The sequence below is a fragment of the Planctobacterium sp. AWH2_060 genome (genome assembly GCF_056158425.1).
In genome coordinates this window covers 3,925,411-3,949,777 of the sequence record NZ_JBSWTG010000001.1, presented here as the reverse complement: position 1 = coordinate 3,949,777, position 24,367 = coordinate 3,925,411, and the positions used below count along the sequence as shown (strand labels likewise).

The 24,367-nt window shown below is 45.6% G+C and carries 17 protein-coding genes; 11 read left to right on the top strand and 6 right to left on the bottom strand.

All coding sequences use genetic code 11. From position 1 onward, the window contains the following. The first annotated feature begins 15 nt into the window (after nucleotides 1-15). Together ACXAD8_RS16920 and ACXAD8_RS16915 are read left to right on the top strand one after the other, a co-directional pair. Nucleotides 16-1,782, top strand: coding sequence for a methyl-accepting chemotaxis protein (locus tag ACXAD8_RS16920; protein ID WP_475231091.1), 1,767 nt, complete (start codon nucleotides 16-18; stop codon nucleotides 1,780-1,782). 129 nt (nucleotides 1,783-1,911) lie between these two features. Continuing rightward, nucleotides 1,912-3,177: a sterol desaturase family protein gene (locus tag ACXAD8_RS16915; RefSeq protein WP_475231089.1), complete on the top strand. Its 1,266-nt coding sequence runs from the start codon at nucleotides 1,912-1,914 to the stop codon at nucleotides 3,175-3,177. Here the strand turns inward: ACXAD8_RS16915 and ACXAD8_RS16910 are convergent. The 5 genes from ACXAD8_RS16910 to ACXAD8_RS16890 form a co-directional block, all read right to left on the bottom strand. Beyond that, nucleotides 3,101-4,126: an AraC family transcriptional regulator gene (locus tag ACXAD8_RS16910; protein WP_475231087.1), complete on the bottom strand. Its 1,026-nt coding sequence runs from the start codon at nucleotides 4,124-4,126 to the stop codon at nucleotides 3,101-3,103. The two genes, ACXAD8_RS16915 and ACXAD8_RS16910, sit on opposite strands and share 77 nt — an antisense overlap. A gap of 25 nt (nucleotides 4,127-4,151) precedes the next feature. Beyond that, nucleotides 4,152-4,505 (bottom strand): carboxymuconolactone decarboxylase family protein, encoded by a 354-nt coding sequence (locus ACXAD8_RS16905; protein WP_475231085.1) that lies wholly within the window; start codon nucleotides 4,503-4,505, stop codon nucleotides 4,152-4,154. 124 nt (nucleotides 4,506-4,629) lie between these two features. Continuing rightward, a complete protein-coding gene (locus ACXAD8_RS16900; protein ID WP_475231083.1) occupies nucleotides 4,630-5,157 on the bottom strand; it encodes an Mpo1 family 2-hydroxy fatty acid dioxygenase in 528 nt (175 codons plus the stop codon). Between the two features lie 89 nt (nucleotides 5,158-5,246). Continuing rightward, on the bottom strand, nucleotides 5,247-6,005 hold the full coding sequence (locus ACXAD8_RS16895) for a HupE/UreJ family protein (protein WP_475231081.1): 759 nt from the start codon (nucleotides 6,003-6,005) through the stop codon (nucleotides 5,247-5,249). A gap of 81 nt (nucleotides 6,006-6,086) precedes the next feature. Then, nucleotides 6,087-8,321, bottom strand: a complete 2,235-nt coding sequence (locus ACXAD8_RS16890; protein WP_475231079.1) for a M3 family metallopeptidase — start codon at nucleotides 8,319-8,321, stop codon at nucleotides 6,087-6,089. A 327-nt stretch (nucleotides 8,322-8,648) separates the two neighbouring features. On the opposite strand from ACXAD8_RS16890, the gene ACXAD8_RS16885 reads away from it, so the two are divergent. Further along, nucleotides 8,649-10,379 (top strand): cyanophycinase, encoded by a 1,731-nt coding sequence (locus ACXAD8_RS16885; protein WP_475231077.1) that lies wholly within the window; start codon nucleotides 8,649-8,651, stop codon nucleotides 10,377-10,379. Between the two features lie 35 nt (nucleotides 10,380-10,414). Here ACXAD8_RS16885 and ACXAD8_RS16880 read toward each other — a convergent pair whose 3' ends face one another. Continuing rightward, entirely contained in the window at nucleotides 10,415-11,302 is an 888-nt protein-coding gene (locus ACXAD8_RS16880; RefSeq protein ID WP_475231075.1) for an aspartoacylase, read from the bottom strand. Nucleotides 11,303-11,482: 180 nt separating this feature from the next. Here ACXAD8_RS16880 and modA point away from each other — a divergent pair, with 180 nt between their 5' ends. From modA to ACXAD8_RS16840, 8 genes are all read left to right on the top strand, one after another. Next, the gene (gene modA / locus ACXAD8_RS16875) at nucleotides 11,483-12,190 is read left to right on the top strand and encodes a molybdate ABC transporter substrate-binding protein (RefSeq protein WP_475231073.1); all 708 of its coding nucleotides are present in this window, start codon (nucleotides 11,483-11,485) and stop codon (nucleotides 12,188-12,190) included. A gap of 5 nt (nucleotides 12,191-12,195) precedes the next feature. Then, nucleotides 12,196-12,888, top strand: coding sequence for a molybdate ABC transporter permease subunit (gene modB, locus ACXAD8_RS16870; protein ID WP_475231071.1), 693 nt, complete (start codon nucleotides 12,196-12,198; stop codon nucleotides 12,886-12,888). After that, complete coding sequence (gene modC, locus ACXAD8_RS16865) at nucleotides 12,878-13,978, top strand: molybdenum ABC transporter ATP-binding protein (RefSeq protein WP_475231069.1); 1,101 nt, start codon at nucleotides 12,878-12,880, stop codon at nucleotides 13,976-13,978. Before modB ends, modC begins: the two co-directional genes overlap by 11 nt. Beyond that, entirely contained in the window at nucleotides 13,975-14,694 is a 720-nt protein-coding gene (locus tag ACXAD8_RS16860) for a 4'-phosphopantetheinyl transferase family protein (protein WP_475231067.1), read from the top strand. Before modC ends, ACXAD8_RS16860 begins: the two co-directional genes overlap by 4 nt. 246 nt (nucleotides 14,695-14,940) lie before the next feature. Next, nucleotides 14,941-18,582 (top strand): M36 family metallopeptidase, encoded by a 3,642-nt coding sequence (locus tag ACXAD8_RS16855; RefSeq protein WP_475231065.1) that lies wholly within the window; start codon nucleotides 14,941-14,943, stop codon nucleotides 18,580-18,582. Between the two features lie 487 nt (nucleotides 18,583-19,069). Further along, complete coding sequence (locus tag ACXAD8_RS16850; RefSeq protein ID WP_475231063.1) at nucleotides 19,070-20,476, top strand: MATE family efflux transporter; 1,407 nt, start codon at nucleotides 19,070-19,072, stop codon at nucleotides 20,474-20,476. A gap of 288 nt (nucleotides 20,477-20,764) precedes the next feature. Further along, nucleotides 20,765-22,807 carry a TonB-dependent receptor gene (locus ACXAD8_RS16845; protein WP_475231061.1) on the top strand — a complete coding sequence of 681 codons (2,043 nt, stop codon included), beginning with the start codon at nucleotides 20,765-20,767 and terminating at the stop codon, nucleotides 22,805-22,807. A 394-nt stretch (nucleotides 22,808-23,201) separates the two neighbouring features. Beyond that, entirely contained in the window at nucleotides 23,202-23,678 is a 477-nt protein-coding gene (locus ACXAD8_RS16840) for a hypothetical protein (RefSeq protein ID WP_475231059.1), read from the top strand. Nucleotides 23,679-24,367: the final 689 nt, after the last annotated feature.

Genomic DNA, 24,367 nt, shown 5'->3' with positions numbered 1-24,367 from the left:
ATAAAGTGATTGCCTATGCTTTTTAAACCTAAATCTTCTGATATCTTCGAGCGCAAAACAGCAGAAGCCATTTCTGAAGCCCTGAACCGCTCTCAGGCAGTAATTGAGTTTACGCCACAAGGAATCATTGTTAACGCCAACAATAACTTTTTACAGGCGATGGGGTTTCAATTGAATGAGATCAAAGGAAAACATCACCGAATGTTCGTTGAAGAAGACGAGAAAAACTCTTCAGCATACAAGGCATTTTGGGAGGAACTAGCACGAGGAAAATTCAAACAATCTGAATTTAAACGGGTCAAGAAAAACGGCGATATTATCTGGTTACAGGCTACTTACAATCCAATTATGGATAAACAAGGCAATGTGCAAAAGGTTATTAAATTTGCCTCAGATATTACCGCGCAAAAGCTGGAACATATCGATTCTAAAGGAAAGTTAGCCGCTATCAGTAAATCGCAGGCCATTATCGAATTTGACCCGAAAGGTCATATTCTGACTGCCAACGATAATTTCCTGGGTGCAATGGGCTATCAGTTGGATGAAATTCAGGGCAAACATCACGCTATGTTTGTCGATCCCAAAGAAGCGGCCGGCAGCGAATACAAACAGTTTTGGGATAAGTTACGCGCAGGCAAGTTTCAGGCTGCTCGCTACAAACGGTTCGGCAAAGGCGGTAAGGAAGTATGGATTGAAGCCACATACAATCCCATAACCGACCCAAAAGGTGAAGTACTTAAAATAGTTAAATTCGCCACAGATATCACAGAGCAGGTTATGCAAGAAAAGCAGTTTTCGGTGCTCTCTTTGGTAGCAAACGAAACCGACAATTCTGTAATTATTACCGATGCCAATGGTTTAATCGAGTACGTCAACCCCGGCTTCTGCAAGCTAACCGGATTTAATTCCTCGGAAGTGATTGGCAAAAAGCCCGGTAGTTTTCTTCAGGGCGAGCATACAGACCAGGACACAGTTAAACGTATAAGTGCCAATATCGCCGCAAAGAAGCCGGTCTATGAGGACATTTTAAACTACAATAAACATGGTGACTCCTATTGGATTAGCCTGGCCATCAACCCCGTTTTTAACCGCGAAGGCGAAGTCAAAAAATATGTCTCGATTCAGAGTAATATTGACGCCACTAAAAGAATGGGGCTGGAAAACGACATCCGATTAAAAGCCATAGCCAGCAGTAACCTGGTCATGGAATTTTCAGCCCAGGGCAACCTGTTATACGCCAATGATCTGGCGTTACAAGCACTGCATTCCGACAATACTGATAAGCTGAAAGACAGAGTTAAGAATCTAAAAGACTGTGTCTCTGATGAGTTGTGGCAACAGTTGTTCAAACAGGACGCGGTAGCTTGTGATATAAGTATTTCTGGGAATAATGGGCACGCACCCGTGATGATTTCCGCCACGATATCGCTGGTTAGATCGGTGGAAGGCAACATCAGTAAAGTTATCCTTTATGGCACCGATGTTTCAGAGCGAAATAAAGTAATCGCCGATACTCACGGTGCAATGTCGCAAGTACTTGACCGCATCAGCAGCATCATTCAAACCATCAATGGCATATCCAATCAAACCAACCTGTTGGCCCTAAATGCCGCCATAGAATCAGCCCGCGCCGGGGAAGCAGGACGAGGCTTTGCCGTAGTAGCCGATGAGGTCAGAAACCTGGCTCAGAGTACTACCGAATCAGCATTAGAAATTACTTCGTTGATTAACGAAACCAAAGAGCACGTGGAGAAATTATCCAATTATATGGGCGACAATTGATAGCCCGGTTGTCCAGACACTTGGATTCAAATTGCGGTGTCCACAGTCAATAAATGGCACCCAGGGTCAATACACATTGGTCCTTAAGTGCCATACTGACATGAAGTTACAGCGTTTGTGGAACTCATTGTGGAACTGATACTCATTGCCATCCCTTTTTTCTTTATTCTGATAGGAACAGAAATCTATATAGACAGAAAGCGTAAAACTGGCTGTTATCAATTAGATGACGCCATCAGCTCATTGAATCTGGGCATAATGAGTCGCTTAGTGGGAGTTTTTAAACTGGCTTTACCATTCTCGGCCTATATCTGGCTGTATCAGCAATCGGCTTTTTTCAGCATTTCGCTTGATTCAGTTTTGTGGTGGAGTATCGCCTTTGTGGTTTACGATCTGGGTTACTATTGGGTGCACAGACTCAGTCATCGCATTCATATCATGTGGGGCTCTCATGTGGTGCATCACTCCAGTGAAGAATACAACCTGACCACAGCCCTAAGACAAACCGGTACCCCTGCCGTATTTGCCTGGATTATCTTTTTGCCTATGGCGGTATTGGGTGTTCCACCGGAAATGTTGTTAGCATGTGCTTCTTTGAATCTCATCTATCAGTTTTGGGTCCATACCCAACACATCGATAAGATGCCCGCATGGTTTGAAGCGATTTTTGTCACTCCCAGTCATCACCGTGTGCATCACGCTTTAAACAAGGAATATATCGATAAAAATTATGCCGGGGTGTTTATTTTGTGGGATAAACTTTTTGGTTCCTTCCAGGCGGAACTAAGGGAGGTAAAAATTGTTTATGGCGTCAGTCATCAGTTAAACAGTTGGAACCCACTTTGGGCTAATTTTCAGGTATACCGCAATCTGCTACAGGACGCTTTTTATACCCGCAACTGGTTGGATAAATTCAAAACGTTTTTAATGCCGCCAGGTTGGCGGGCTGAAGATGCCAAACAGGGTATTCCACGTAAATATGCCACCAGTAAAACGCTGAAAAAGTACTCAGTAACAAAAAGCAGTGCGTTGCAAAAATATCTGCTGGTGCAATTTATCCTCTTTATACCGATGGTGTTTTGGTTTCTGCTGCAAATGCCGCAATTTTCACTCGCCATAAATATCGGATTGGGGCTATTTGGCATTTACCACTGTTGGATTATCAGTGGGCTGCAGGAGAACCACCCTGCGCTGCCGCTTACCGAGCCATTGCGGCTGTTTGCCACAGGTTTTCTGGCCTTCACGCTGCTGGATCAGCCGCTACAAAACCCAGCATTCCTGCTGGTTTTAAGTGGCGTCACTCTGTCTTTGGTGTGCTTTATTTGGCTGCGAAAGCAGGTACCGCCACAGGATTCAGGCGATACTCCCCCGGTGTCACCGCAAAGTGGCGTTTAAAGGCCCTTTGGAAGGCACTTTGTTCGGAATACCCCAGAATCTGCGCGATATATAGCAGTTTATGGTCTGTTTGGGTCAGGTAGGAAACCGCCAGGCTGAGCCTAATACTTTCCATAAACTGGGTCAGACTGGTTCCAGCCCGCTGGAATTGTCTTTGCAATTGCCTTGGACTTAATTCCAGATAATTGGCAATTTCCGGCAAGTCAGGCACATGATCTGGTAACACTTCAATAATGTACTGGCGTACTATGTCCAGTGAGGCATTTTTGCGTTTTTGCTGCAGACGCTGTTCAGCGTGGCAGCAGAGTACATTCAACACCTCAGAATTTGAAGTGCGAAGCGGCAGCATCAGTAAATCCGTCTTAACCCGAATGCCATTAAATTCCGCATTAAAATGGACCGGACAACGGAAAAACGCCTGATACTCTTCATGAGCAACTAACGCCTCATGGGTAAAATGGACACTCAGCGGAGTCGCTGCCGATTGGGTATACTGAAAAGCAAAAGCCAACCAGGCGGTGATCACCTGTTCGGTACTGTGAGCACTGTGACAGCATTCCGATAACCAACGCATAGTGGTGACGTCTTGCTGGGTTTCATGGTAAGCCAGGCCGGAGTTGCCCAACAGACATTGATAGCGCTTTTGCAACACTAATGCCTGGCGCAGATCGGGTGCCGCCGCCACAATAAAGCCCAATAAGCCCCAAACGCTCAACTCAAATGCCTGGCCAAAACGAAACCCAATATTGCGCAGACAAAAATCCCTACTGGCTGTATTGAGCAAGGCTTCATATTGTTGTGCCGCGAAGTGCTTTTCCGGATCATTCAGAAAATCTTCATCACAGCCCAACTGATTGAGCATATTGACTCTGGAAAGCCCATTGGCATCCAGATAATTAACCAGTGAGCGCACCGTATAAGATGGCAGCGTGGCCCCTGTTGCAGACATATCCAAATCTAATTACTTGCCATCGTTAAGCGTTTTCAGCCTGACTAAACTCGTCAAAGGCCTTCAGCGCATCCGCTGCATACATCAGTGACGGGCCACCGCCCATGTACACCGACATGCCGCACACTTCTTCGATTTCTTCCCGGGTAGCGCCAAGTTTAACCAATGCTTTGGCATGAAAACCAATACAGCCATCACAACGCACTGCGACACCAATGGCCAATGCAATCAATTCTTTGGTCTTTTTATCCAAGACACCATCTGCCGTGGCAGCTTTGGCCATTTCCGAAAAGCCCTTCATAACATCCGGGACGCCCTTGCGCACTTGAGGTAAGTATTCATTGAGGTCAGCGGTGATATCGAGATAGGATTTTTTCATAGTTGTTTAACTCGGTAAGATAAAGTCAAACTCTATTGTGGCTTTGAGACTGGCAGAATGCCAGCTTCAACCAGGGATTATTCGAAGCTGGAAAGCCGTCTGAAATAGTCGAATGGATGGAAAGTTACATGGAATCCAGGGAATGGGAACCATTGCGGGTCACACCCGCGCGCTCCTCAATGTCTTGTTTCAGAGATTTGTACAGCCCCAGCGCAAACAAAAATTCCGCCAGAACAAACAAAGGCCCGATTAACAAGCCCATCAGATCATCCACGAATGCCGGTTTTTTACCTTCAAAATAATGTCCGATAAATTGCACAATCCAGCCCAGAATAAACAAGCCGACTCCGGTGCTCAACCACAGCCAGGTGGATGCTTGAGCGATATCCAAAGCCGCATAAATACCGAGCCCCATCAAGGTTGCCATCAAGATTGCAAATACCAGGTTTAGTCTGAGGTAATACAGCGACGCCAATAAGCAACACAACATTGCCGGATTAACCGTATAACCCGCTACCTCAAAAAGCGGTCGGGACAACAACACAATAACGGCAAACACTATGACCGGCACACCGATTAAATGCGTTGCTATGTTGCGGGTATCGCGATGATACTCCGCATAAGTTGCCAATTGTTCTACAAAACTTTTCATGATTGAATCCACAGTCATCAGGAAAAGCCATTATAGCCGGTGGTTTTTTCGGCAAATGTCATCCAGGTGACATTCCTCACATTTTTTACTTACAGAAAAACCCTTTCAACAAACCAATAGGCTCCTACCAGGGCTATCATTATCGATACCGGAATTTGCACACGGGAACGATACCAGTGGCGATTTCTGACCAGATAAGTGAGCAGAAATGCTGCCAACAACACCGCGATTTGTCCCAGCTCCACGCCCAGATTAAAGGCCAACAGTGATGGCACCAGGTCGTCTTTAGGCAGACCGTAATCACTTAACACAGAGGCAAAGCCCAACCCGTGCAGTAAACCAAAAGCAAACACGATAGCCGGACGCCATCGGGAGGTTTGTATAAAGCAACAGTTTTCAACGGCTACCCAGACGATGGACAGCGCAATCAGAGGTTCTACAATACTGCCAGGCACCACCACAATACCCAGAGCCGCTAAGCCCAATGTGACCGAATGTGCCAGAGTAAAGGCCGTCACCTGCCACAGCACAGCCCCCAATAACAAGCTGGAAAAGAACAACCCCAACACAAATAAAATGTGATCCAGCCCCTTCGGAATAATGTGTTCAAAACCGGCTTTAGTGTACAACCAGAATTTTTCTGACCAGCTCATTGCCGCTAATTTGCGCAGACGCTGCCGTTTCAAAGCCGCCAGATATTCTTCGTCCAGCGTCTCGCCATCGAGGGTCAATTCCCCCAATTCAATGTCCAGAATAATATCCTCATCCTGAGGGTGCGCTGAAACAGAGTTGCATTGCAAAAAGCACAAAGTAATCAATAAAACGAACAGAAGATTGTGAGTTTTCATGAGTAATTAATGGAACCAGAGCAGCAAAAAAACAGGCCCGGGAATCCGGGCCATAATTCTAAATATTCGACGAAAGCCAGTTTAGTCGGTTGAGCCGTCCAAACCGCGCACTTTTAACAGAGCGTCAATTTCCGGCTCACGACCTCTGAACTTCTTGTACAGGGTCATGGCTTCTTCAGTAGATCCTTTTTCCAGTACATGAGTACGGAATTTTTGTGCCAGTTCCTGATTGAAGATATCCCCGGTTTCTTTAAAGGCTGCAAAGCCATCTGAATCCAGCACCGCAGAATGAACATAGCTGTAATAGCCTGCCGCGTAGCCACCGGCAAAGATATGAGAGAAATAAGTGGAGCGATAGCGCGGCGCAATTTCGTCAATCAGTCCGATGCGATCCATAGACGCTTTCTCGAAGGCATCAGCATCCTGCATTTCAGCATCAGCGCCCAAGGTATGCCAATCCATATCCAGCAGTGACGCCGCCAGATATTCGGTGTTAGCAAACCCCTGATTAAACTTAGCCGCTTTCAACAACTTCTCAATCAACTCATCCGGCATAGGCTCACCGGTTTGATAATGTGTAGCGTAGGTTTTTAGTACCTGCGGCTCACTGGCCCAGTGTTCCATAATTTGCGCCGGAAACTCAGTAAAATCTCTGGGGCCAGAGGTGCCAGACATACTGCCGTAAGTGGTATTGGTTACCAGACCGTGCAGCGCGTGGCCAAATTCGTGGAACAAGGTAGTGACGTTATCAAAACTCAATAATGCCGGAGCGTCTCCTACTGGCGGCGAGAAGTTGCAGACATTCACCACCACCGGGCGTTCTCTTAAATCCAGATTTGACTGACCTTTGAAGCTACTCATCCAGGCACCACCGCGCTTATTAGAGCGAGTGTAGTAATCACCCATAAAGATACCTAAATGGCTGCCGTCTTTATCCTTCACTTCCCAAACCCGAACGTCGGGATGATACACTTCGATATCGTGAAGTTCCGTGAAGGTCAGGCCCCACAGCTTATTGGCGGTATCGAAAGCGCCTTTTAAAACATTGTCGAGGGTCAGATAGGGCTTGAGTGTCGCTTCATCCAGGTCATATTTGGCTTTGCGTACCTTCTCGGCATATTGCCACCAATCCCAGGCTGCAAATTTGAAATCGTGTCCCTCGGCTTCAATCATTGCCTGCATGTCTGCCACTTCCATTTTGGCTCGGGCCAGTGCCGGTCGCCACAATTGCATCAGTAAGTCGTAAACACCTTCGGGCGTATTAACCATGCGCTCTTCCAGGACAAAAGCAGCGTAGGAATCATAACCCATCACTTTTGCCCATTCGGCCCGCAGTTTGGCCAATTGCGATGCCACGGCTTTGTTGTCGTTTTCATTATCGTTGTCACCGCGATAAATATAAGAGTTGTAGAGCTTTTCTCTCAAATCACGGCGAGTAGATTCAGTTAAGAATGGATACATGCTGCTGCGATGCGGCGTAAATACATATTTGTCTTGGTATTTTGCTTTGTCTTCTTCTGACTCGGCAGCTGCCATTTTTTGTTGCGCAGTTTCGTAAGCGGCCTGAATAACCCCATCAGATAGTCCTTCCAGGTCGCTTTTATCCAAAATCAATTCAAAACCATTGGTTTCAGCTAACAGGTTTTGCCCGTATTCCGTGGTTAACTGTGAGATTTTACCGTTAATTTCTGTCAGCTTAGCTTTCTGCTCTTCATTCAAAAGCGCACCGCTACGAACAAAACCGCGATGGGTATCTTCCAGAAACTTGCGTTTTTCCGCAGTCAGTTCAAGGGTGTCCCGCGCCTGCCAAACCGCATCAACTCGTTTGAATAACCCTTCGTTCAGACTGATCTTGTCGTAGTGAGCCGTCACCAACGGACTCAGTTCTCTTTGTAGCTTTTGCAACTCAGGATTGGTGTTGGAACCTGCCAGATTATAAAATACCCGTTGTACCTTGGTTAACAGCTTGCCAGTGCGCTCCAGCTCTTCGATTGTATTTTCAAATGTCGGAGCTTCGGGATTATTCACTATGGCATCGATTTCCGCCAGATGCTGCGCCATCCCTTCTTCAAAGGCTGGCATATAATGCTCATTTTTAATGTCATTAAAGGGCGGGATCTGAAACTGAGTCTGGTAGGTGGTAAAAAACGGATTATTTTGATCTTTTGCGGCTTCGCTTACCTGAGCCTGCACTGATGAGGATTCGCCAGAAGCAGTGTTGCTTACCTGTTCGTTGCTTGCCTGTTGAGAACAAGCGCCAAGTGCTAATGCCACAGCCAGCGCCAATGCTGACTTTGTTAATCTGGAAGGGTGCATATTCATATCCTTGTTGTGTTTATGATTAATTTTTCTTGGGTATGAGGATGACATGCGGTTCATATCAACTCAGTATTCAAACACGGCAGACGAGATTTTGCTACGTTTTATGAAGATAGGCTGAACAAATTAATTTTCACTTCCACAGCTGCATAGCATTGCAGATAAATCCGGCAATAGCAGAAGACTATTCTCAATCCGTAAATATTTATTCAAACCTTTGAAATACTTAGAATTAATCATAGCTTAGCCAATCAAATACTATTAGACGCTATAGCTTTAAGCGGCTATTCTTGTGGAAATTCTCCACAGCAAAGGTTTGTAAGAATGTTTGTCAAAGTCAGCGTCATCCTGTCCTTTTTATTGTTTAGCAGTAGCCTCTGGGCGCAAAGTCAGCTGTTTTTAGTAGGAGGCAGCTGGAAAACCTGTGGTTCCTATGGCACCAGCGCTTGTATCGACAACACTGCATGGCCTGCCAACGCTAAAACTCAAAACAGTTATCGGGTAACCGAGGCAACCCTGATTCAACTGAAATCCCTGTCTCTGTGGCAAGATGGGGAAGCTCCCATCAAGGCGGCGCTGCTCAATGTATTGCAAAACTTTGCCAGTCACCACAAAGACAAGATTTTTGACAAAGAGCAGTTTCACGACAATCTCAAGAACTTTTCGGTAAACTTTGAAGGTGTCTCCACCAATGCCAGTAAGTTTATTAAAGCACTGCCGGATCACCTCTACTACCCGGTCAACGATATATTGGAAGCGCCGTCGATGGATAGCGAAGGCAACTTTATTCGCGAAAAGGCGTCGGTTAACAACACCCGTTTCGAAAGCAGTAAGCTGATTTATGCCCGCTTTATTGAGGCAGTTAAAAAGGTTACGCCTGAAGGACAACAGCCAGTGATTCTGGTATCCACCGCATCCGGTTACGACGTTTTTGCAGCCACGGACTATTACCTGGATATTTTTACTCAATTAGGCGCAAAAGCCGTGTGGATCCCAGTAGAAGCGACGCTGACCAAATTACTGGACCAGGGTGAATGTTCTGACTTAGCCAAGGCCCGTGCAGATTATGTAGGCGTCTACAATAGAGAAAGTGTCTATCCTTATCTGGCTGAGTACCAGCAGCAGTTTTGCGATGCACCGGAACAGTTGGTGACGCTGGCGCAACAGGCCAACGGGGTATTTTTTAACGGTGGCGATCAGAGTCTGACCTGGCAATCATTTGTGGACGCTAAAAATCAGGATCGCCCCTGGTTAGCGGCCCTGCGTAATAAATTTAACGCCGGCCAGTTAGTTATTTCAGGAACCTCGGCGGGCACCGCGGTGCAAAGTGGTAAAAAAGGAAACAAAGAAGCCGGCATGATCACCGGCGGCACCAGCGACGGTGCAATGATTGCGGGTGCAGAAGACAAAGCCCCATGGATCGAGCGGGTAGATCCCCACTCCACGATCCGCCCGGTAACCTATCACGGTGAGGGCGGTTTAAAATTCTTTCCTTATGGGGTATTGGACACCCACTTTTCTGAACGGGGTCGTCAGCTACGCCTGGCAAAACTGGTGCTGGCGTCAGATGCGCGGTTTGGTTTTGGGGTAGACGAAACTACTGCACTGGTGGCTACTCCCATCGACGACAACAATGCGCTTTTTGAAGTAGTGGGACAAAATGGCGTTTATGTGGTGGAACAAACGGCAAAAAGTAAGAATAAGGAAAATGAAATAGCCTATACCAGCCATTACCTGGTGTCCGGACAGCGCTTCGAACTCAAACAAGGTGAGCTGGTATTTCCCGAGTCAGACTTCAGCCCCATTAAACCAGAACTGGACGAAATTGTCAGCGACAGTGACCTCACCCAAAAATCTGAGTATCGCGATTTAGTAGAAGCGCAGATTGCCGTGGCAGCCCAGCGCAGTTTATCGGTGTTTAACAACAATCAGCAACGATTCACGATTTCCCTGTCATTTACTGAGCAATCGGCCATCAGCAAATCTCTGTCTATGGATAACATCAGTGGCTACATTAACGCCCGGGTGGATGCCAAAGTCAGTACTGAGAAATAAAGCAGAGAGTCCGGGAAACCGGACTCTTAAATTAATTAAGGAATAGTAAGTGTTATCTTTTTTGCCATGGACATGGCGAGATTATTGTCATAGTAGGCTGCTTCATTGATAAAGTGTGGGTAAGCCTCATAATCCCCCTGCCAACAGATTTCCCCACCATCAAATAGCGCAATGATAGGTTCTCCTGGTTTCACCGGTTCAAAATCCCGATCCTGAACCCGTTTATGCACCATACCCAGACGCTCTCCATGTTCATCTTCCGGTAATTTCAGTGTTTCGGTGTAGCTAAAGGCCTCAACCTGTTTTGGCAATTCAGGTAAGGCTTGGGTATTGGCCAAATGCACATAATCAAGCAAGTGCATGGTCATGGTTTGCATCCACAGCAGCACATCGTGGCGCAAAACTGACTGGGGTTGCGGTCCAATTTCGACAATCACGCCCTGCTGAGCAATGGCACACAAATAGGGCTGTTGCTCCAACGGAATATCATCTTCCATGACAATCACAGCTTCCGGCATTTTCATTTTGAGGTAAGCCGCCATGCGTAGATTAAATTCATCGGAGCACAGCAAAATCAACGATGGCCCCATATTTGAGGTGGTGTTGTGCAGATCAATAATTAAATCCGTGCCTGCCTGCCCCCTGGGGCCTAGCTGTTGATTAATTTCTTTGGCTCGTTGTTGCTCGGTATTTTGTAGACTATTGTCTGCCAACAGATGGGGCAAAAATTGTCGATTGAGATCGCTGTCAACATAGCGCTTGTTTTGTTGAAAAGCAGCTTGATTTGCCATTAACAAAGTTGTTTCAAAACTCTGTCGTTGAATCAACTCAAGGTGCTTTTGCCATTGCCGCAATAAATAAATGCCCGAATACTCATTGCCATGAGTACCACCCACGATTGCCACATTGTTAATGCCCGCCATATAGATCCCGGTATGCGCGAAAAGTAGCACAGCATACAAAAGTTCTGGCTGGCACCGCAATACTTGCCAAGCCTATTTTGCTACATCAAAATAGCCCTACATATTCCAATTCCATTGGTGGTAATCCTGCTGTTTATTCTTCGTCTGGTAATTTTGACAATAGTGTGTGTCAACCTTCCCATGGTACAGGCAAGTGATTCCATAAAACTGGCTGTGGCATCTAATTTTTCGGCTCCAATAAAGGCCATAGTGGATAGCTATCCCCGCAAGGAACACAAAATCAGTATTGCCTATGGGGCATCTGGGAAATTCTACGCGCAAATCAGACAAGGTGCCCCCTTTGATATATTTTTATCAGCGGATACTCAAAAGCCCGCTCGCCTGGTAGCCGAAGGCCTGGCAGTAAAAGAGAGTCTTTTCACCTATGGCACAGGAAAATTGGTGCTCTGGTCCCACTCACCCGACTTATTGCAGTCGCAGCCACCCAACTGGCAGCAACTGGTATTTCACAAGATCGCCATGGCGAATCCCAGGACTGCGCCCTATGGATTAGCTGCCCAACAATATCTGCAAAAGCAATATCCAGCTCTTCTCTCATCAAACAAACTGGTTACCGGTGAAAACATTGCGCAAACGTTAGCTTTTGTAAAATCGGGGAATGCCCAACTGGGATTCATTGCGTTATCACAGGTGATGGCATTACCTCAGCAGCAGCGCGGTTCATACTGGCTGCTCCCTGAGACATTGTATGAACCGATAAAACAAGATGCAGTACTGCTTAAAAGAGCCAAAAACAAAGTGGCAGCTAAAGCATTATTCCAGTACTTGCAATCTGCCGAGGTGGCCGCCATGATCCGATCATTTGGCTATAACACCTTAACGGAATAAAAACCTTGCTCTCCGAAGCTGATATCACCACCATCTGGCTTACGCTGAAGCTGGCCAGTATAGTTACTGCACTATTAATACTACTGGGCACCCCGATTGCCTGGTGGTTGGCCAGGACGCGGTCCCCCCTTAAAGGCATAGTAGGTGCCATCGTGGCCTTGCCACTGGTGCTCCCCCCTACAGTGTTGGGCTTTTATCTTTTGTTATTTATGGGACCCAATGGACCTTTTGGACAGTTTACAATGGCGCTGGGTCTTGGGACCTTGCCGTTTACCTTTTGGGGCTTAGTAATCGCGTCGTTGTTTTATTCACTGCCCTTTGTGGTACAACCCATTCAAAACGCCTTCGATGCCATTGATCAGCGACACTTCGAAGTGGCGGCTACGTTAAAGGCGTCTTCCATTGACCGCTTTTTCAGTATCGCATTGCCATTGGCCAAACCCGGCTTTTTAAGTGCCGCCATTCTGGGATTTGCCCACACTATTGGTGAATTTGGGGTAATCCTAATGATTGGTGGCAATATTCCGGGAGAAACCAAGGTAGTTTCAGTGCAGATTTATGACCATGTAGAAGCACTGGATTATGCCAGCGCGCACAACTTGTCATTGATCATGCTGATATTTTCCTTCGCGGTTTTATTGTTTTTGTACAGCTTTCAAAAAAAGCTGGGGTTAACCGGGATGCATTATGGCAGATAAGGATCGGACCACCGATATCAGAGTTCGCCTGTTGCTATCCAGAAAACAGAACAAAGCAATGGATTTTAATCTGGATGTGGATTTCAGCATCCCGTTCAATGGCATCACCGCCATTTGTGGTCCCTCAGGCTCGGGAAAAACCACCATCTTGCGTTGCATAGCTGGCCTGGAGACTGGGGCGCAAGGCATGGTGCGTGTGGGCCAACAAATTTATCAGGACAGCCACCAGTTTATTGCCACTCATCAGCGCAAGGTAGGCTATGTATTTCAGGAGCCCAGTCTGTTTCCTCACCTGACTGCAGAGCAAAACTTGCATTATGCGCAACGCCGATGCCAGCAACCATTCTCAACACAGCAGATAGAGACGCTGCTTGATGTACTGGCCATTAAACCTTTGTTATCAAATTTACCGGCGCAACTCTCTGGCGGCGAAAAACAGCGAGTTGCCATCGCCAGAGCAATTTTAAGCAATCCAGATATTTTGTTAATGGATGAGCCGTTAGCTGCGTTAGATAATCAAAGAAAACGGGAAATTCTGAGCTATATCGAATCGTTGCAGCAGCATCTGAATATTCCCATTCTTTATGTAAGTCATTCTGACGCTGAAGTTGCCCGCATCGCTCAACAGGTGATTTTATTGGAGAAAGGCCGGGTGATTAAATTGGGCACAGCAAAAACCGTGTTTAATGAACCAACCAGCAGGCCCGCTGGCAATTGTACTGCCCTTCTGGACGGTAACGTGGTGGCCATTGAGGACAACTACCACCTGGCGAAAGTGAATATAGGCGAGACCAATATTTGGGTAACCAACCACAATTTTGTACAGGGCACTAAATTGCGCTTGTGTGTCTGCGCCAGAGACGTGAGCATAAGCCTGTCTGAAGACAACCAATCCAGTATATTAAATAAGATATATTCAGAAATTACTCACATAAGTCCTGGAGAAGAAGCTGGCACCTGCTTGCTAACTTTAAAAACTACGGAACAAATACTCTTCGCTAAGATCACCTTGAAGTCTGCTGAAAACTTAGCCCTTCATGTCGGAAAGCAGGTTTGGGCTCAGGTTAAATCTGTGGGGATTGTACAATGAGCAAGACTTTGAAATCTCTATCGCCCTTTGCCCATATCAGCAAACATGAATTCAGTACTTCGGAGCTGGATAGTTCGTTTTACTTTGGTGTCATTCCTGACGCCGAAGGTGATCGGAAAAGTTTTATTGAACAACACAAAAACTGGCTACCTGAGCCTCTTCTTTCTGCGACAGCATCGCGGCAGGCGGAATTTATCACTGGACGACATTGTAGTGCAGCAGCATTACAGGACTTTGGATTTGAACAACATCTGGTAGGTTATAATCCCGACCGTTCTCCTTTGTGGCCACCTGGCATTCGCGGTGCCATTTCCCATAAACATCAAATTGCTATAGCAATGGCCTCTGACAGCGCAGATTTTATTGGATTGGACATTGAAACTGAACTGGCCGAATCCCGAGTAGAGCGTATCAAATCAAAAATCATTGATGCTCAGGAGGAGGCGATTATTCGTACTTCAGGCACTGAATTTATCTCTGGTTTTACGCAGGTTTTTTCAGCCAAAGAAACCTTATACAAGGCAATATATCCCTATCTTGGTCGTTATCTTGGTTTTAGCACCAGCAAACTAAAACAGATTTCAGAGCGTTCACTAACTTTGGAATTGCGCGAAGATCTTGCCAATGAACTCCCCCACCCAAAACTATTTCCCATAAATATCATAAGGTTACAAGATTTTTGGACAACAATACTGGTCTCGCAGAAGAACAACTGAAGCTCTGTAATTTCAGCGATTTACGCAAATATAGTGAGTTCGGATCAATTTGTAAATTTATGTTAACAAAAATAAATTAAATGCGTAAATCAGTATTGCATTTTTGTGTAAGAGCGGGGTAAAGTGCTATCCGCTTATCGAGATTTTCACTCTTACGACAGAAAAAACTTGGCACAAAAGCCACTGAAGAGGGAAGTCATTAATCGATGCAAATCCAAAAACATATCCAAACATGAAGGAATAACAATGAACAAGCTTCGTCCCTCAACTGTGGCGATGCTGGTATCCGCAGCTCTATCATCTACTGCGGCTAGTGCCAGTTTAAACCACTCTCATTCTCATACACTATCAAATTATGACCATGCTGCAGCCAGCCAATTTAAAGCAAATGGTTTATCAGTCGCTGCACGCGAAAAAGCATTGGCCGAGCGCGCTACTGCTTCAGGCCTGAAGAGCCATTTTGATGCTCAAATGGGCAAGGCCACTTTCCTTTGGGCTCCTAAAAACCAAAGCAAACCAAATCTGAGTATGATCGCGCCTGAGCACAAAAATGCTTATGCAGCTTCTTACTACCTGAACTCTTTGACTGGGTTTTCTTCAGAAGAAAACGCGGTTAACCGTGCTGAACTGGCATATGTTCACGACACTAGCAAAGGTCCTTTAGTAGCAAAATACCGTCAGGAAGTTAACGGTGTTTCGGTATTCAATAAAGAATTTAATATCGTTATGGACCGAGAGCACAACCTGGTGGCAGGCTCTGGTTATCTGGGCAACAAAATAACGGCGGCTCAGGCTTTGCAATTATTCGGTAGTTTCAGCTCTCCTGAAGCGGCGGTACAAAAAGCCATCACTGATTTAAGCGGCGGCAAAACCAAAGCCACTTTAAGCATCGCTGAGAAAAAAGGCGACTACATCCTGTTTAACGCTGAGACTCTTGAAGGTCAGGAAGTTGTAAGTCAGCCTCGTGCCAAACGCGTATTTTATGATATTAACGGTGAACTGGTTGCCGCTCATTATGTAGAGGTCAAGCTGGCCCACATTGAGAACCCGCTGGACAGTGTTGACTACAGTTTTGTGGTTGGCAATACAGGCAAAGTCCTGTTCCGCAATAACCTGATTGCACACGCAAGTGAAAGTAACAATGCCGAGTTTACTTATCGTGTTTGGGCTGAAGCCGACGGTTTCCCCTACCAGGGTCCACACGGTAAAGTTATTCCAGCTTTAGAGCAAGGTAACGATACCACTGAATATGCAGAGCAACCGCTGGTAACTGTTGATAATTACAGCAAGATCAGCACTGACGATCCATGGTTAACTGCCGATGATATGTATACCTATGGCAACAACGTTTTAGCTTACGCAGATGTTGTAGCGCCACAGGGTTATAACGCTGGTGATATCATTGTTTCCACGACCTCGGATATGACCTTCGATTATCCGTTTGATGAAACACAGCGTGCTAACAGTTTTGTAAATCGTCAGTCTGCTGTTGTTAACATGTTCGTTGTAAACAACTTCTTGCACGACTGGTGGTATGACCACGGTTTCGACGAAGCATCAGGTAATGCTCAGTTAGACAACTATGGCCGTGGTGGTGAAGAAGGCGATCCGCTGGAAGTACAAGCCCAGGATTATTCAGGTTTGAATAACGCCAACATGTCCACACCAGCAGATGGTGCCAGCCCGCGTATGCAGCAGTATCTGTACACTTCTAAAGATGCGGTAAATGGTGTTGATCAGGGTATCAATATTGTATCTCACCCGGGAACATTGGGCATACTGGAATCAACCCAGTTATCTTCCTTTGGTCCACAGCAATACACTGGTGTCGCCGCAAATCTGAGAAGACTTTACGACGGTAATGATACAGACAGTGGCTCTGTTTATGATGGTTGTGAAGCAGCTATCAACACTTGGGCAATGGAAGGTCGAATTGCCATTATTGACCGTGGTAGCTGTGCATTTACTCAGAAAGTACTCAATGCTCAGGCAGCAGGTGCTATCGGCGCTATCGTTGTCAACAACGTTGACGATGGCACACCGGCTCCAATGGGTGGTGAAGATGCCACCGTTACTATTCCTAACCTGGGTCTGAACTACGAAGAAGGCCAGGCGTTATACGCGCGTATGGCTACAGGGGAGCAGGTAACGGCTGATCTCTTCAGTAAGTTCCCGCTGAAAGATTCTTCTTTCGATAATGGTATTATTGCTCACGAATGGGGTCATTACATTCAACATCGCTTGGTAGGTAACTCCAGCGGTCTGATTAACTTCCAGGGTCGCTCAATGGGTGAAGGCTGGAGTGACTTCCACAGCTTGATGTTTATCATCAAAGCAAGCGATGCCGAAATTGAAGGCAACGAAGAATGGCAAATGCCATTTGCCACTGGTACCTACGTAGAAGATTTCTACACTGGCATCCGTCGTGCACCATATACACCTAATCAAGATATCAACCCTCTGACCTTCCAGCACATCACTGCAGGTGCAGAAGTCCCTGGACTTTCACCCACTAATGGCGCTTCACCACATGGTGCAGGTGAAATGTGGGCAGCGGTATTGTGGGACGTTTATGTCAGATTACTTAATATGTATGAGTTTGACGTTGCTGAGTCTCGTATGGCTAATTATCTGGTAGCGGGTTACAAGGCAACGCCAATTGCTCCAACATACACTGAAGCTCGTGATGCATTATTGTCAGTCATGCTGGCTAACAGCGAGGACGACTTCAATGCCGCAGTAGACGCTTTTGCTAATCGTGGTATGGGCTTTGGCGCAGTATCTCCGGAACGTTTCAGCGAAGATAACTCTGGTGTTACTGAATCTTATGCTACAACTCTGGCTTCATACAGTGCTAGTGATCTGATGCTGTCTCAGGACGGTTTAGCGGTTTGTACTGCTGATGATGTTTTAGATGCGGGCGAGATGGCAAATGTCTCTTTCTCCATCATGAACAACGGTAGCGAAGTACTGACAGGTGTAACCGCTCAAATTCAGGTTTTGAGTGATCATGACGTTACTTTAGCTAACGATGGTATGGTGACCTTTGAAGAAGTCGGCGTGTTTGAAACAGTCAGCAGTGGCGATATCGCCTTTACTCTGAACTCGGCAGGAACAGGTGAAACTATCGAATTTGGTGTGACTTTCCCTGAAGCGGTGGAAGGCGATGAAATCATTGAACCAGCCGATTTAACTTCTTCTGTAACTGTCAACTACGACTTTGTTAAGTCTGCACTGGTTGGTAGCTCAGCAGTAGATAACATGGAAACTCTTGCGACCCTGAATAACTTCAAAGAAAACGTTATGTATGGTGATGATGCCGCTGTGGGTACACAAGGCTTTGATACCGTTAATATCGGCTTCTTCCAGGCCTTTAATCCAGATGTTGATTTAGGTACTCAAGCTATGTACCTGAACAACAACGCTTTCCAGTCTGATGTTGCTGTAGAAACTGACATGGTTGAAGTAGCCTACGGTCAGGACTTCTCTATCAGCTTCTGGCACTTCTACTGGTTAGAAGAAGCATGGGATGGTGGTGTAGTTGAAATCAGCATCAATGGCGGAGCCTGGATGGATGTACTTGAAGCTGGCGGTACTTTCTCTGTTGGTTATAACTATGATGAACTGATTGAGAATTCCTCACAGGCTTTACAAGGACGCCCTGTTTACACAGGTATTAACGGCGACCTGGCTACCTTCAACGGTAACATGGAAACCATTAGCTTTGGCGATACATTGAACGGTCAGACAGTTCAATTCCGCTTCAGAATCTCTTCTGACTTCACGGCTAATGAGTTCGGTTGGGTAATCGATAATGTTGAATTCACCAATATCGAAACCTCCGTGTTCTCTGATGTTGTTGCGGGTGATTCAGTATCCTGTGACTAATTGGTCATAAAACTCTAGACTGAAAGGCGCTCTGCACAGAGCGCCTTTTTTGTTTGTCGCTGTTGTCTTGTGCAAACGCCAAATAAATAAAGTGATAAATCCACTCAATGTGATTACGATTTAGGTTCTAAATTAGACCGTTGTTGAGTCATGCACGGCAACTATATTTGATGGAAATGGTGATTGCATTTCCGGAAAAAATGTTTGACTTATCATTAGTTTCAGGTCAAAGTTTCGCAACTACTTAAACCGGAGCAGTCCAATGAACAATGTAATCCACTTCATTAGCGCTGATATTGTGCTCGCACAACCGGTCTGTAGTGTACTTACCAAACAAAGCTGATTAACAGCCCGCCTTTTTTAAGGCACATACTACAGCTCCCATTTCAGCCTGACGAAGGCTTAAAAATTCATAACATCTTCTTTTTTTAATCAGCATGCATGAGCGCTGGCTCTGTGATGCAGTTCGCTTAGTGGATTAAGCAATATGACAACAAAAAACAATAAACCCGGACTTTGGCAATTATTTAAACAGGCCGTCAAAGGCAATGTGCAATATGACTTTACCCAGGGATCAATAGGTATCGCAGCCTTCTTACTCGCCGTACCAATGGTACTGGAGATGGCTATGGAATCTGTGTTTGCTGTAGTAGACATCTTTTTTGTTTCCTCGTTGGGATTTGAAGCAGTGGCCGTGGTAGGGCTTACTGAAGCGGTTCTGACCTTGATTTATGCCATAGCCATTGGCTTAAGTATGGGAGTTACTGCATTAGTAGCCCGACGTATCGGCGAGAAACAACCACAGAAAGCCAACCAGGTAGCGGGCCAGGCACTTTGGTTGGGGCTTTTAGTGGCACTGCTTGTGGCATTAATCGGGCTATTTTTTGCAAGAGACATTCTGTTGCTGATGGGCGCCGAAAATGCGGTTGTTGCCATAGGTGAGAATTACATAACGATCATGCTCTGTGGTTCAATCACCATACTCTACCTGTTTATCATCAATGCCATTTTTCGTGGTGCGGGTGATGCCTCTATTGCTATGCGCTCATTGTGGTTAGCCAATGGCATTAACATTGTATTGGATCCAATCCTGATATTTGGCTTAGGCCCAATCCCAGAAATCGGTGTAACAGGTGCAGCAATAGCAACATCTATCGGCCGGGGTGTGGGTGTCCTTTACCAATTATGGCACTTGTTTAATGTCGGAAATCGCATCCATATCGGAATGCAGCATCTCACTTTGAAAGCAAGTATCATGGTAGACCTGATTCGGGTTTCATCCGGCGGCATAATGCAGTTTTTAATTGCCACAGCCAGTTGGGTATTTCTGGTCAGGATAGTATCGGACTTCGGCAGTGCTGCGGTTGCGGGCTATACCATCGCTATCAGGATTGTGATGTTCACCATCTTGCCAGCCTGGGGGCTCAGTAATGCTGTAGCCACACTAGTAGGGCAAAATCTGGGGGCCAATCAGCCGGGCCGTGCTGAGCAATCGGTTTGGGCAATTGCTAAATTTAACCTGGCATTTATGTTAACTGTTGCCATGGTATTTATTCTGCTTGCCAAGCCAATTATTGGATTGTTTACCCAGGACCCTGACGTATTGGCTAGCGGCATATCCTGTTTAACATTAGTGGCTTACGGTTACGGCTTTTTTGCTATCGGAATGATCTTAATACAGGCCTTTAATGGTGCCGGAGACACCATGACACCCACCAAAATCAACTTTTTCTGCTACTGGTTGACCCAAATCCCGCTGGCTTGGTTACTAGCCACACAAGCGGGATACGAAGCTGAAGGAGTTTACATGGCGGTTTTAGCAGCAGAATCATTAATCGCCGTTGTGGGTTATTTCATATTCCGAACAGGTAAATGGAAACAAGTTATGGTTTAGTGATAATAAACCAATAGCGGGCAGCCTGGCTTTGACTGGCTGCACGCCAGTTCTGTACCAGAAAACTTACAGAATCACGGTCATTTAATTAATTGAATAGGGTTCATTTGTAAATTTCAGCATTTAGGCCCAAACCAAGTTTCGAACTTCATTGTAAAGTTACTCTAATTGGCTACATTTAAAGGCTTTTCAGAACACTTAGCGACTTAGGACAAATTATTCGCATAAGGTTTAATTGTGCGTCAAATTCAGTGAAAATAGCGCGCGACCTCAAAACAAGAACTCATTATGAAGCTGCCTGTACTCCCCCTATTAGCATTATCTGCCATTTACTTCAGTCCTGGTTATGCAAATCAGGAGGAGCTAAATCTCGAATCCATTACAGTGACGGGTACCCGAAGCAGTGTCATGTTAAGTGAAATGTCCGGTAATCTGACACGCCTTTCTACTGAGAATATTAACCAGACTCAAAGTACCCATTACACAGAGCTGATGAATCAGGTCGCTGGTGTTTGGGTCAGCCGTGGAAATGGTCAGGAACATTTAACAGCAATCCGTTCCCCAGTTCTTACCGGAGCGGGAAGTTGTGGTGCATTTTTCGTTGCCGAAGACGGTATCAGCGTGAGAGCCGCGGGATTCTGTAACGCCAACCAATTATTTGATGTCAATGCCAACCAGGCTGGAGCGATAACGGTACTCAGAGGACCCGCCAGTGTTATTTATGGTAGTAACGCAGTTCACGGTGTACTTAATACACTCACACCTGACGCTGAATCTATGCCAGATTTTAGTATTTCATTGGAAGCCGGGCCTAATGATTTTCAACGTGTTTCCTTAACCAGCGCGAAAACAACGGACAACAATGGGATGGCACTATACGGAACTATCACCGATGATGGTGGTTATAAAGAAAATAGTGGCTATCGCCAGGACAAGCTTAACCTATTGCATCAAACCCAGAGCGCACAGTTAAAGGTTAAAAATGTCTTGTCTTACAGCAATCTCAATCAGGAAACAGCTGGTTTCGTACAAGGCTTTGAAGCTTTTAAAGAAGCACAGCTGAAGCGTTTGAATCCCAATCCGGAGGCTTATCGCAATAGCCGCTCAGTGCGAGGTCACAGCCAAATAGAATTTGCCAGCGGTAATTATCACGTCCTGTTAAAACCCTATTTTCGCAGTCATGACATGACTTTCTTGCAACACTTTCTCCCGTGGCAAGCCACTGAAGAAAATGGTCATGATAGTGTTGGCCTATTGTCTGCCGCGACAATACAACATGACGTTGTCACTCTCACTTTGGGTATGGATCTGGATTACACCGAGGGCTGGTTAAAGGAATTTCAGGAACAAGAATTTAGTGATTCTATTCCGCAGGGAGAGCATTACGATTATCAGGTGGATGCACTGGTTATTTCACCTTATATCAACAGCCAATGGCAAATCACAGACGCATTCAGTGTTGATGCAGGTCTTCGTTTTGACCGGACCCACTATGACTACAAGAATAACCTGGAAGCTGGCTCTGCCTGTGCATCTGGCATAGACAATTGTCGTTTTTATCGACCAGCAGACCAAACTCGTAGCTTTAGTAATCTCTCAGCAAAGTTGGGGGCTACTTATTCACTATCAGCTGACCAGGTGGTATACGGACAAATCAATCGTGGCTTCAGAGCACCGCAAGCTACAGAATTATTCAGACTGCAAAACAACCAGGCCAATGCTGATTTGAATGCTGAAAAAATGGCTTCAGTGGAAACCGGCCTAAGAGGCAGGCTTCTTGAAGACAACAGGCTTTTCTACGATATAAGCGCGTATATGATGCGAAAATCGGATCATATTTTTCAGGATACCGAGCGCCAGAATGTCAGTAATGGCAAAACCTCCCACAAAGGGATCGAATTGACAGTTAACTGGAAAATCACCCCAAATTGGAGATTAAACTTAGCACTGGATAAAAGCCGCCATCAATACGAAAACAACGTGGCTATCGCCCGGGGTGTTAACATCAAAAACAATGACATCGACACGGCTCCCCAAAACAACGCTCAGATTAGTCTGCAGTGGCAAAAAGCTCAGTTTAGTACTCAACTGGAATGGCTATATCTGGACGATTATTATTTAGACCCGGCCAACACAGCTAAATACGATGGGCACCAGTTGCTAAACGTGCGAGCCAGGTTACCAGTTACTGACAAACTAACCTTTTCTTTTAGAGTTATGAATCTATTGGATGAAGATTATGCCGAGAGAGCGGATTTCGCTTTTGGAAATTACCGTTATTTCGTTGGTGAACCACGGTCATTATTTCTGCATCTAAACTACAAGCCATAAAAAATCGCGGGACCGATCTTTCTGATTATTTATTTCATGTCAATACATGAGTAAACGTAACTAAATTTACCAGCTTTTTTGTCCACATTAGCGCTGCTATTTTTCTCATTTCAAGGAGTATTGATTTATTGCCGAGCACTTCCAAAGGCTTACTAACCGATTGATATAAATACAAAATACAATGTAAACCTTGTCAATTTTGGGTCAATACCTATCAAATTTGAGTCACATTTTAATTTGTTATTGCACGGAATAATATAACTCCTAAATTATTTCCAGGCGACATGGCTTGTTACTTTTGCGCTTTGCGCGGCAAAGCCAAACTAGCTTTAATTGGAGACATATAAGGTCAAAAACCCGACCTCAAGGAAAACATTGGATGCGGATTATGAAGATGAAACACAAACTTATTTCTTGTTTATTTTTAGCCAGCACAATCGGTCTGTCAGCCCAATCGGCTGCACAGCAAAGCGATAACATGGAAACGGTTGAGGTGACCGGCAAACAACCTGCTTCCTGGTACCGTGACCAGGCCGAACAAAAAGAACAGGATTTTTACACACTGTTCAATAGTCTGATTGACAAAGAAGAGTTTAAAGTTGAGTGCAAATACAAAAAGCGCGACAACAATTCCAGAGTCAAAGCACGTATCTGCGAAGCGCAATTTGTTTCAGATATTATGAATAAATCCTATCCCGGTTTAGGACGAAAAGCCCGACAACTAGCCCGTGAACAGGAATACAGAAAGAAGGCCACGGAACAGGTTGCCTACATGGAAAAGCAAATTAATGCCCATGAGTCCCTGAAGCAAGAGTACATTCTGTGGCAAACCGCGAAACAACAATATCTGAAAGTAAAAGATTCAGATTAACAGTCCTCATTGAAAGTTGTTCTGAACTGCGTAGGCGGTCAGAACAACTATCAGTCTGATAGTTGTATAGTCCCCCCAACTCTGGAAGCGTCGAAGAATCCTTGTAGGTTGGAATTTATTCCAACGACCCTGCTAAATTCAATCACCGTTGTCCGATTAATATCCCCCAACTCTGGAAGCGTCGAAGTATCCTTGTAGGTTGGAATTTATTCCAACAACCCTGCTAAATTCAAACACCGTTGTCCGACTAATATCCCCCAACTCTGGAAGCGTCGAAGTATCCTTGTAGGTTGGAATTTATTCCAACGACCCGGCTAAATTCAAACACCGTTGTCCGACTAAAATCCTTTAACTCTGGAGGCGTCTAAGTATCCTTGTAGGTTGGAATTTATTCCAACAACACTGCTAAATTCAATCACCCTTGTCCAGGGCGAGAAAATCAACCAGCCTTCAGACTCCTTAGTTGAATTTGCTGGTAGGTAGACTTTTTCCGACGACGTAGTCTAATTCAACCACTGTTGTTTGATTGAAATTATTGTCGGGGCGCCGACTGCGCCTCAAGGTGAGCGGCTGCGCCCCCCTTGAGCCCCCCCCGCAGCCCTTTCGCGAGACAAGCCTTAAGCGCAGGGAAAACCTGGGGATTGGCAACAGGGATGTATTTTTAGGTCTGACTTGAGCTATATGGACGC